The organism is Geminocystis sp., assembly GCF_041753295.1.
Classification (GTDB): Bacteria; Cyanobacteriota; Cyanobacteriia; order Cyanobacteriales; family Cyanobacteriaceae; genus Geminocystis.
In genome coordinates, this window is sequence record NZ_JBGSUU010000039.1 from 22,229 (window position 1) to 33,074 (window position 10,846).

Consider the following 10,846-nt stretch of genomic DNA (forward strand, 5'->3'; position numbering starts at 1 on the left):
TTAGATTCTACCTCGTAACATCATCGCCATTTCATTACGAACGGGAGATCTTTCTAAGGCGATTTCTTCAGTGATGAGCCCTTCTTGATAAAGATTAAATAAGGATTTATTCATTGTGATCATGCCATCAAATTCTCCCTCATCCATTAGCATTCCGATTTCTTCATATTTATTACTCAAGATATAATCTTTGACAGTTTCTGTATTAATTAAAATATCATGATAGGCTGCTCGTTTACCGTCAGTGGTACGACATAACCCTTGAGCAATAATTCCGACTAAGGATTCGGCGATAGCTGAACGCATGGCTGGTTGTTCTTCTGCACTATATAAGGTAAAAACCCTTTCCAAAGTTTTAATAGCACTATTAGTATGTAAAGTACCCATGACTAAGTGTCCTGTTTGGGCGGCTTTAAGCGCCGTATTTACCGTTTCTTTATCTCGCATTTCCCCTACAAGAATAATATCAGGATCTTCCCGTAAAGAGGCTTTTAGGGCATTATCAAATTTATGGGTATTCATGCCGACTTCCCTTTGTTTAATTAAGGCTTTACGACTTTTATGGACAAATTCCACAGGATCTTCAATGGTAATAATATGTTTAGGTTGTTCTGTATTTATATAATCAATCATGGCGGCTAGGGTAGTCGATTTACCTGAACCCGTTGGTCCTGTAATCAAAATTAAACCTTTATGAGCATCACAAATGTCTCTAAAAATAGGCGGTAATCGTAATTGTTCCATAGTTAGAATTTTGAGAGGAATTAAACGTAATACTAACGCTGGACCTCTGAGAGTATCAAAAACATTAATCCGAACCCTTGCAAAATCGTATTGAGTTGCACCATCAAATTCTAACTCTTTTTTAAACCGTTGTATTTCTTCTTCTTTCAAAATTTCCCGTAACCAACTCATGAATGTATTAAGATCAATTTCAGGATATTGATCTAAAGTTATCATGTCTCCTCTGTCTCTCATTCGTGGTAATTCACCAACTCCTAAATGAACATCAGAATAGCCATTATCGTAAGCCATTTTAACTAATTCACTCAGAGCTGGTTGTCCGGGCGATCTTGACGGGTTACTTGATGGACGTATTCCAGCTTGTTGACTAGATCGGGGTGGTGTTCTATCCATGCCCGATCCTCTTCTTACATCGGTTTCACCCGGTAAAGCTACACTTTTGACAGGATTTGAAGATATGGGGGGGGCTTGACGTAATCCTACCACTGGCATAGTGACTGGTGGTTTTGATGAAATGTCTTTATTACTCGGATTGATCGGCGTAGATGTAGAAGGAGGCGTGAGATTAGGTGGTTTTCGATTTAAACTTAAAGGGGGTATTCCATTAGGTAGATTTATTTGAGTTTCTTCCCCTGAAAGAAAATCATCGTCATCATCGTCATCATCAAAATTGGGAATATTTAATCCTTGACTCGATTTAGACAGAGTACTTTTTTTACCCAGAGAGGGAAACGGATTACTAGAACTAATTTTAGTTTCGTCTTCTATACTTGTCGTCTCTTGAGGTTTGGTTTTAGTTATTAAAGGTGGTACTGGTAAAGGTTGTTTTCTTTGTTTGTCAGAAGATTGTGTCATAATTATTTTCCCACGTTTTTTGAATATCTCATTCCTATTGTACTTTTACCTATTAATTTTTACCTGAATTTGAAATAAAATTTATGGGAGTTAGGAGTTAAGAATTAGAAAGAATGTTGAATAATGTCTCTAAACTGACTATTTAAAATCTGAAACCTGCTATTTTAAACCTTAAACCTACCTAAATCAGTATCAAAATGAGGTTAACTTAGATACAAGCCAACTTATTTAAGTAAGGTTGCTATAGGTGAAGTTATCCAATTTAACGCTACGGCTAATTGATGCTCAAAAGTCGGTAAACGATAAAGATACACTAAACGTCTAGCTAAATAAGCTAAATTACCATTTAAAGATATTCCTAAACCACTTAAAGTTGCATTATCTACACCTAAAGCTAACATTTCTCCTAGGGGTTGATACACAAAAGGTAATAAGGGTTTTTCTTCCATTGTCGCCCAAATATTCCACGCACAGTAATCTGATTGTTGAAAGGCAACTTGAGCTGTAGCTGGTAATACTTTTCCTTGCTCATCGTCACATTCTACTAAATCACCGATGGCAAAAATTTCTGGATAATTTTCTACTTGTAGTTGTGAATTAATCTTAATTTTTCCTTGGTCATTTTTGGGCAAAGACAATTCATTAATTATTTTGACTGGTTTTGTCCCTACTGTCCATAATACTAAATCCACTGGAATTGTATCGTTTTTATTTTTATAGGATAACGTGATTTGATCTGCTTCTATTTTTTCTATTTCTGTTTCTAAATCTAACCAAATTTGGCGATCGCTAAGAGCTTTTTGAGCGGTTTTTTGATTAAATTCTGGGGATTTAGAGAGAATTTCCGAACCTCGATCAATAATCCTTAGTTTACCACGTTCTTTTAAACGATCAGCAATTTTTAAAGCTAATTCCACACCGCTATAACCACCGCCAACTACTGCAACTCTAATACTTTCTTTATCAGAATTTTCTAATACTCGTAATTTTTCTTTGAGACGATAAGCGTTTTCTAAACTACGAAAACCAATGACATATTCAGACGCACCATCAACGGAATTAGTCGGAGTTTTACCCCCTAAAGCAATGACAAGACGATCATAAATTAAACTAGAATGATTAGCTAAATCAACAGTTTTTTCCTCAAAATTAACATTGGTAACGGTATCTTGAACAAATTTTATCGGCGTATTAGCTAATAAATCGCTGTAATAAGGCGCAATTTCCCAACTTTGCATTTCTTCGGTGATTAACTCATAAAGTAGAGGTAAAAACACGAAGCGATCATTTTTATCAATAATAGTAATTTCTGGTAAAGTTTTACTCCAGTTTAATTCTATTAATTTTAAAGCAGTATATAATCCACCAAATCCTCCACCAAGAATGACAATTTTTTTCACGTTACTATTACTCCGAAAGAAACCTTTGCTTTATTTTACAATAATAAACAAGAAATCAAAGGCAGGATAACCTCACTTTTTTTTAAACTGGTGCAATTAACTCATCAGGATCTAAAATAAAGATAGTTTTTTCTTCGTTATTTTCTCCCATAATAACTGTTACATGAGAAGCAATCTTTAAAGTGTCAGCACGACGATAAGATGGTGGTAAAACACGAATTTGATTTAAAGGAATATCATATAATTCTGGAGCATTTTTAATTAAAATCCCAAAAGTTTCATTATTACTATTTAATGCTAAAAGCAAATATTTTTTATCTTCTATTCCTAACACTTGTACAGTATTAAATAAACGTTTATGTAAATCAATAACGGTAATTTCTTCCTCTCCAATACTAACTAATCCATAATGATTTAAACCACTGCTAAAAATTGTTAAATAATTAATTATTTTTTTTATGGAGTCAATATGTAAAGCTACATTAAGATTGTCTATAGGAAAGACTAAAAATTTAATTTTTTGAGTATTTGCTGTAACTTGTTTTCGAGATAAATTAGCTGTATTCATAAGTTTTTATTTTATTAAAAATTAGCAAAAAATTATAGTAATTATCAATTATTTTTTATTTTTCTATTTCTTTTTATAATTAATAAGTTTCGCTCTTCTATAGTAGTTATAATAAATTCAGATAAAATAAACGTTATAAAATTGGCACTATTAAAGATTATAAGAATTAATAATTAAATTTGTTATAGATTCACCTGATACCTGACTCCTTTTTCAAGGAAAAATTAATCATAATCAAAGTAACAGAAGCATAATTAATTGTACATTGTTAATTGTTAATTGTTAATTGTTAATTATTAATTACTATGGTGCTTGTAAACGAATAAAGTTATTTTCAGGTAAATGTTCTTTATATTGACCATTTTCTGACAAAATAGCTAGTAAACTAATTTCAGCATCAGGATCAATATGTAAATCTTTCCAAGGTATAGAAATTTCTATACAAGAATCTAAGGCAACTTTTCCTTCACAATGACGAGAATGCCAGTTACCATTATCTCCTGCTTCCTGTAACCAAATAGTTTTAGTTAATAAATTTATAGACACTTGATGACGATAATAATAGTTTAATGGTGCTTCATCAGGTAAATTACCGATCAAAATTTGATTATTATGGGTTAATCTACCCGGATAAAACCAGACTAAATTTAATTCTGAGGGTAAATCTTGTCCTGCCTTTACCCCCGGTTTTAAGTCAAAACGGAAGTAAAAATTAAGGTGATCCCAACCATAAAATATAGCTGGAATGATACTTGCTTTGTGCATAGTGCCCCTTGCTCCACCAATTTTGATTTTTCCAGCCTTTTCCCAATCTTCTTCAATGCCACGTCCATCTATCACGGGGTGAATAAAACTAGCTGGTAAATAGTCATTAGCTAATTTTGTTTCGACGGCAGCCACAGGTTGATATAAATATTCAGGGGGAGTTTCATCTAAGGATTGGTATAAAACGATCAAGTGTTCTCTAAATAGTTGATCAAACATTGCATCATGGTTGGAATGATGAGGATCACCAAACCACCAAAACCAATCTGAGCCTTCGGCGGCGTATAATGCTTCCCATGCTTCGGGGTTACTTTCTTCTGTGGCTTCAGTATGTTTTGCTAAAGTTTGTCTAGCAGCGTTTAAATAATCCCATGCACGGTTTTTGGCAGGATCGCCTATCCATGTGTTAAAGTTACCATCAACCCATGATCCACTATGTAAACTCTTACTATTGAGGGTTTCTGTGGGGGGAAATTGATCGATAAATTCCGATACTGTAACTAACTTGATTTGTGGTTGTTGGGATAAGCGACTATAAAGGGATTCTAAAAATAGTTTACCATCTTTTTCATAAAATTCCCAGCAATTTTCTCCGTCAAGAGCAATTGTCACTAACCAAGGATTTTCTAAAGTGCTTTTATCTCCCCATTGTCTTTCTTTTAAACGCCGTGAAATGGCTTCTAAATGCCCGATTAAGTCTCCGGCTGCTTGTGCTGGATTCATTGCACCGTAGGTAAAACCGATTAAGTCTGACAAACGATGATCTCGAAAAACGATGCTTAAATCTCCTTCGGGAGTTTCGAGTCGATAAGGGCGATATAAAAATTCAGGCTCGTATAAATTACCCATTTCATCTCGATGGAAAAAGTGATTACTACTCCACCCTAACATTGCTTCATCAGAACATAACCAGTTAAAACCTTTTTTCGCTATATAAGGCAATATTGATGGACTCACAGATTGTTCACTAGGCCATAATCCCCTTGGCGATCGCCCAAATCTATCTTCATAAATATTCCATGCTTTATTGAGATGACGAGGTATATCTTCTTCCCACTGAAAACGAATGTCTGGTAAAGGTAAATTAGGAATAGCCACTCTTCCTGCGTTAGTATCCGATAATAAGGGCAAAATGGGATGGGTGTAAGGAGTGGTAGTAACTTCTAATTGTCCTGTTTCCTGCATTTTTTTATGTTGCGGAATGATACGGGCAATAATTTCTTGTTGTTTCGCACAAATATTTTGGCGATCGCTTAAAGTAAAATTATCACCTTTTTGTAACCAACTAGCAATTTCAGGATCATCCCAGAAAAGAGGATCAAACCATGCTAAATTATGCCATGCCAATAAATCACTATAATCTTGATCTTGCCAATATTCATAACACCATTGTTCACCTTTTAAATGACGTTGTTGGTAAAGTTGCTCATAACGAGGATGAGGGCGAATTAAATGATAATGGTTAGCGTCGAAAAAATGCTCAATGATGTATTGTTTTTCTTCTGACTTTAATTCACTTACGGGGGTTAAAGTTAATGCTAAATAAGGATCAATGGCTGTACCATTAGCGTATTCTTCTAACTGTAAGATTAAAGAAGGAACGAGGTTGACAGTTTGATGTAATAAAGGATATTTTTCAAGAATTAAAACTAAGTCTAAATAATCCTTGATACCATGTAACCTAACCCAAGGTAAACGATATTGACCACCAAAATCATTAGTAGAGAGGCTAGATTTATATAGTGGCTGATGTTGATGCCAGATAAACGCAACGTAAAGAGGGTGAGTCATAATTTCAAGGTAGAGATAATTAATCTTTATCAGTTAATCTTAGTCAACATTTTTTTTATTATAGAGATCTCGTAAACTTTCTTAACCTCTAAATTTGAACTAGATAAATTTCAAATATATTTATTAGATGTAAAAAGAATATTTAATTTTTAATTCCTGTTAAAGTTGTGGTGGATTTAAAATCATCATTTAACCAACAACCCACTTCTATTTGGATATATTTATTTTGACCAATTTTTTCGATTTTATTGGCAATGCGATACCAATAAGTTTCTTGTTTAATGTTATTATTATCATCGGTTACTGAACCAAAACAACTATATTCAAATTCTAACATTCCTCCTAAATCCAGATTAGAAAGTCCCACGTCAATTTTATCAAAAGGAAAATCTACCCAACGTTGCCAAACACTCCAACCCTTTTCTGGTTTTATGGGAGGAGAAGTTTTACTAATTTGATCAGAAATAGAAAATACTGGTAAAATTAAGCTATTTGTGAATAATATTAATAGAGAAATTATGCTAATTAAAGATATATATTTAAACATATTTTTAAAATAAATTTTATGGGCTTAATATATTAAATTTTTATTATATTCTATATTCTTATTTTCTATCTTCACTAATAATTTTATAATTCACTGATAATAAATTAGGATTAAATAAAAGTAAATAATTATCAATTAAGTATTAATTTTAAAAAATTTGTATATTCTAAAATTCATAAAAATAACTAATAATCTTTTTTGCCTGTTCTTTTTTATAAAATAAACATATAATTAATTTTGCCTATTTATTTAATTTTTATGATAAATTCAATCATTATCTAATATCTTATTAAAATTATGACCATTCGAGTAGGACAACTTGCACCAGATTTTACGGCTACTGCCGTTATTGAACAAGAGTTTAAGGTAATTAAATTATCTGATTATTTAGGTAAATATCTCGTTTTATTTTTTTATCCTCTTGATTTTACCTTCGTTTGTCCTACGGAAATTATTGCTTTTAGCGATCGCCATCATGAATTTAAAAGTTTAAATACAGAGGTGTTAGGAGTATCCGTTGACAGCGAATTTGCTCATTTAGCATGGATTCAAACTGACAGAAAACAAGGGGGTATTGGTGACATTGAATATCCTTTAATCTCTGACTTAAAAAAAGAAATCAGTACCGCTTATAATGTCTTAGAACCTAATGCTGGTGTAGCTTTAAGAGGTTTATTCATTATTGATTCTCAAGGTTTTATACAACATATAACAGTCAATAATCTTTCTTTTGGACGTAGCGTTGACGAAACTTTACGAGTATTAAAAGCGATTCAGTATGTACAATCCCATGAAAATGAAGTTTGTCCTGTAGGATGGCAAGAAGGAGATAAAACTATGAATCCAGATCCTGTTAAATCTAAAGTTTACTTTTCCTCTCTCGGTTAACAGATATAAGTGTAGAATAGTAAGAAAACCAAAGTTAATAATTGAAATTTATGACACAAGCAATAGCAGTTTCTAAAGGTATTCAATTAACAGAAAATGCCCTCAAACACGTTTTAATGTTAAGACAACAACAGGGTAATGAAGATCTCTGTTTACGGGTAGGTGTTAGGCAGGGTGGTTGTTCTGGAATGTCTTATTTAATGGACTTTGAAAATACAAGTAACATCACCGAACATGATGATATTTTTGATTATGATGGTTTTAAAATAATTTGCGATCGCAAAAGTTTATTATTTTTGTACGGTTTAGTTTTAGACTATAGTAACGCAATGATTGGCGGAGGATTTCAATTCACTAATCCGAATGCAAATCAAACCTGTGGTTGTGGAAAATCTTTTGCAGCATAATTTCTGTTTATTTAGCAATCTTTAAATCATTGGTGAAGACTTAAAGATTAAAAATAAATCTGTCTGATAGCTGATACTAAAAACTTTTCACAACTCCCCTAGCAGAATAAATAATTAAATTAAAAGTCCCCATATTTGGGGATTTAGTCGTTAACTATTAATTATAAAAATGTTTTCTTTTTATCATAAAAAATCGCAACCGAAAATTATTCCTCCTCAGAAGATTGATAATAAATTACCTGAAAAAAAAATAACTTTACCTCAAGTAAAAATTCCTTATCATTTTCAAAAAAATAGTATTATTACTTATTCTCAATCACAAATAAAAAAAGAGTTAAAAAAATATCCCGGATTATTAAAAACTCTAGGTCATGCTTATCAATATCAGGTTATATTTATAGGAGATAATCAAGAAAAACAATACTGGTTTTGTCGTAATTTAGAATTAGTTATGCCTTTATTAAAGTACTTAAATGAACAAAATTGGTTAGTAGATTGGCAAGAAAAACCTTTTTATATTCGAGACATTTCTTAAGAAATAAATTTATAATTTTCTTAATATAATCTTAGCAATTTAATCATTTTTATTCCCAATTTAAGGACTCAACTTCACCCCAAATATGACCATTTTCAGGAATATCTAAAGGAAAATAACTTAATAAATTTTCCACTAAAGCAATAGGAGTTGAATCAAGATAATGAGTAGAAGCCAAACTAATTGATTTGATATTATTACTCTTTTTTTCTAATAAAATTGTAAATTGCCAATCATAATATTTAATTCTCACATTTTGACAATCAAAACCTGCTAAAACTAAATGATAAACTAAATGTAAAGGAGTAAAAATATTAGGATGTCCTATCATTAAAGGACATAAAGAAGAAGGCACTGTAATTGCTAATATACCACCTTCTTTTAAATCTTGATATATTTTATCTAAAAAAGTGCCAATATTTCTTTGATGTTCTAATACATGACTGCACCAAATAGCATCAAATTGTTGTGGAAAAGAAACCTCTAAATAATCACCAACATAATCCGCTTCAAAATCTTCTGACATTTCGATAGTTGTGACATTTTTACCTAAAAAAGAAAAAAGTCTTGCACTTGTACCATTACGAGAACCAATATCTAAAACATGATTAAATTCATAGTCTATAATTAATTTTGCTAATCCTAAATGACTATATAATAGTTTTTCTTCAAAAATATATTCGTTATTTGTTACTTTAATAAAACTATGAGGATAAGTATTAAATGGTTTAATTTCTACTTGCAATTTATCATTTTTTGAGATCAAATATCTTGAATCTTTATCGTCGATTTCTGAGCGAAATTTAGTGCCTAATTTATCAAGAATATCTTGTTGTTTTTGACGGATATTTTCTAAATCTGCGGAAAGTTTTTCAAGCTCTTTATTACGAAATACTAAAAAAGAAAGATAAGGAATTTTTACCCTTAATAAAAAGTTATCTATTTTATCTTTAAGCAATTGTTTCATTCTAGTTAAATTAATCAATAAATTATGACTTTGTTACTTTGATTGTGATAAATTATGTCTAAAAAAAGGTGTCAGGTATTAGGTAGCAGGTGTCAGGTTAAATTAAAACTGTAAATTTATAACTTATGCATTTTTAAAATCCTAAACCTATTATATCTCGACACTTTTAACGATTATTTACTACTAAATTATCACAATTACTGTAGAAGAGCCTAAATTATTTATATTATATAATAGTTGAGTATTTATCTAATTTGATGAAAGAGAAAATTTTTCTCATATTTTGTTACTATCTTTAATTAATTCTTACTCAGATGAATAATGATATAGAAGGGTTAAAAAATATTCTTAAACAATACTGGGGTTATGACGATTTTCGGAAACCACAGGCAGAAATTATGGAAACAATTTTAACAGGAAAAGATTGTTTAATTGTTATGGCAACAGGAGGAGGAAAATCTCTTTGTTTTCAATTACCAGCTTTATTACAAGATGGGTTAACTTTGGTAATTTCTCCTTTAGTTGCCTTAATGGAAAATCAAGTACAAGAATTACGAGAAAAAAATTTATCTGCTGGAATTTTACACAGTGAAATTAGTAAAATTAATCGTAAAAATACCCTTTCCGCATTAAAATCACAACAATTAAAGTTACTTTATTTATCACCAGAAACTTTACTTTCACCACCAATATGGGAAATAATTAGCCGCCCAGAAATCAAAATTAATGGTTTAATCTTAGATGAAGCTCACTGTTTAGCGCAATGGGGAGAGTCTTTTCGCCCAACTTATCGACGTTTAGGCAGTATTCGCCCACTATTGCTTAAGAATAAACCATCAGATACCAAAATAGCAATAGCCTGTTTTACTGCTACTGCTGATATTAATACCCAAAAAATTATTATTCAATCTTTACAATTATCTAATCCTGAAAAATTTTTAATTAGCCCTTACCGTGATAATTTAAAGATACAAGTAAAAACTATTTGGACACCAAGAGGAAGAAAACAAGAGTTAATTAAATATATTGAGAGAAATAAAGATAAAAATGGCTTAATTTATGTGCGCACGAGAAAAGATAGTGAAGAATTAGCAAATTTCCTTAAAAATGAAGGTTATCCAAATCAAGCCTATCACGGCGGATTGAGTAGTGATATTCGGCGAAAAGTTGAATCTGATTGGCTAAAAGAGAGAATAAAATTTGTTGTTTGTACTTGCGCTTTTGGTATGGGTATAAATAAAAGTGGCGTTGCTGAATTAAAGTATGATTTTTAGATAAGGTGATGCCGAAGGCACGCTACGCGCACGTATCTTTATTACTCTCTTAAATTATCACAGAGGCGTGCTGTGTACCAGAGCCGACGAGCGATCGCTCGTAAC

10 protein-coding genes are annotated in these 10,846 nt (G+C 31.5%); 4 read left to right on the forward strand and 6 right to left on the reverse strand.

The genetic code is table 11. From position 1 onward, the window contains the following. From ACEW8E_RS03870 to ACEW8E_RS03890, 5 genes are all read right to left on the reverse strand, one after another. A complete protein-coding gene (locus ACEW8E_RS03870; protein WP_373479022.1) occupies window positions 1-1,599 on the reverse strand; it encodes a PilT/PilU family type 4a pilus ATPase in 1,599 nt (532 codons plus the stop codon). 224 nt (window positions 1,600-1,823) lie between these two features. Next, the gene (locus tag ACEW8E_RS03875) at window positions 1,824-2,999 is read right to left on the reverse strand and encodes an NAD(P)/FAD-dependent oxidoreductase (protein ID WP_373479023.1); all 1,176 of its coding nucleotides are present in this window, start codon (window positions 2,997-2,999) and stop codon (window positions 1,824-1,826) included. An 82-nt stretch (window positions 3,000-3,081) separates the two neighbouring features. Further along, complete coding sequence (locus ACEW8E_RS03880) at window positions 3,082-3,567, reverse strand: chemotaxis protein CheW (protein WP_373479024.1); 486 nt, start codon at window positions 3,565-3,567, stop codon at window positions 3,082-3,084. Window positions 3,568-3,870: 303 nt separating this feature from the next. Continuing rightward, window positions 3,871-6,123, reverse strand: coding sequence for a glycoside hydrolase (locus ACEW8E_RS03885; protein WP_373479025.1), 2,253 nt, complete (start codon window positions 6,121-6,123; stop codon window positions 3,871-3,873). Between the two features lie 142 nt (window positions 6,124-6,265). Next, window positions 6,266-6,670, reverse strand: a complete 405-nt coding sequence (locus tag ACEW8E_RS03890; protein ID WP_373479026.1) for a hypothetical protein — start codon at window positions 6,668-6,670, stop codon at window positions 6,266-6,268. A 297-nt stretch (window positions 6,671-6,967) separates the two neighbouring features. On the opposite strand from ACEW8E_RS03890, the gene ACEW8E_RS03895 reads away from it, so the two are divergent. The 3 genes from ACEW8E_RS03895 (at window position 6,968) to ACEW8E_RS03905 (ending at window position 8,500) form a co-directional block, all read left to right on the forward strand. Next, window positions 6,968-7,558 (forward strand): peroxiredoxin, encoded by a 591-nt coding sequence (locus tag ACEW8E_RS03895; RefSeq protein ID WP_373479027.1) that lies wholly within the window; start codon window positions 6,968-6,970, stop codon window positions 7,556-7,558. 50 nt (window positions 7,559-7,608) lie between these two features. Further along, window positions 7,609-7,965 (forward strand): iron-sulfur cluster assembly accessory protein, encoded by a 357-nt coding sequence (locus tag ACEW8E_RS03900; RefSeq protein WP_373479028.1) that lies wholly within the window; start codon window positions 7,609-7,611, stop codon window positions 7,963-7,965. A gap of 169 nt (window positions 7,966-8,134) precedes the next feature. Then, window positions 8,135-8,500, forward strand: a complete 366-nt coding sequence (locus ACEW8E_RS03905) for a hypothetical protein (RefSeq protein WP_373479029.1) — start codon at window positions 8,135-8,137, stop codon at window positions 8,498-8,500. Between the two features lie 49 nt (window positions 8,501-8,549). Here the strand turns inward: ACEW8E_RS03905 and ACEW8E_RS03910 are convergent, their stop codons facing one another. After that, window positions 8,550-9,485 (reverse strand): class I SAM-dependent methyltransferase, encoded by a 936-nt coding sequence (locus tag ACEW8E_RS03910; protein ID WP_373479030.1) that lies wholly within the window; start codon window positions 9,483-9,485, stop codon window positions 8,550-8,552. Between the two features lie 296 nt (window positions 9,486-9,781). On the opposite strand from ACEW8E_RS03910, the gene ACEW8E_RS03915 reads away from it, so the two are divergent. Further along, window positions 9,782-10,741, forward strand: a complete 960-nt coding sequence (locus ACEW8E_RS03915; RefSeq protein WP_373479031.1) for a RecQ family ATP-dependent DNA helicase — start codon at window positions 9,782-9,784, stop codon at window positions 10,739-10,741. Window positions 10,742-10,846 lie beyond the last annotated feature (105 nt).

Coding starts and splice junctions, on each gene's coding strand:
- ACEW8E_RS03870 (WP_373479022.1), bottom strand. CDS start 1,599: ATGACACAATCTTCTGACAAACAAAGAAAACAACCTTTACCAGTACCA.
- ACEW8E_RS03880 (WP_373479024.1), bottom strand. CDS start 3,567: ATGAATACAGCTAATTTATCTCGAAAACAAGTTACAGCAAATACTCAA.
- ACEW8E_RS03885 (WP_373479025.1), bottom strand. CDS start 6,123: ATGACTCACCCTCTTTACGTTGCGTTTATCTGGCATCAACATCAGCCA.
- ACEW8E_RS03890 (WP_373479026.1), bottom strand. CDS start 6,670: ATGTTTAAATATATATCTTTAATTAGCATAATTTCTCTATTAATATTA.
- ACEW8E_RS03895 (WP_373479027.1), top strand. CDS start 6,968: ATGACCATTCGAGTAGGACAACTTGCACCAGATTTTACGGCTACTGCC.
- ACEW8E_RS03900 (WP_373479028.1), top strand. CDS start 7,609: ATGACACAAGCAATAGCAGTTTCTAAAGGTATTCAATTAACAGAAAAT.
- ACEW8E_RS03905 (WP_373479029.1), top strand. CDS start 8,135: ATGTTTTCTTTTTATCATAAAAAATCGCAACCGAAAATTATTCCTCCT.
- ACEW8E_RS03915 (WP_373479031.1), top strand. CDS start 9,782: ATGAATAATGATATAGAAGGGTTAAAAAATATTCTTAAACAATACTGG.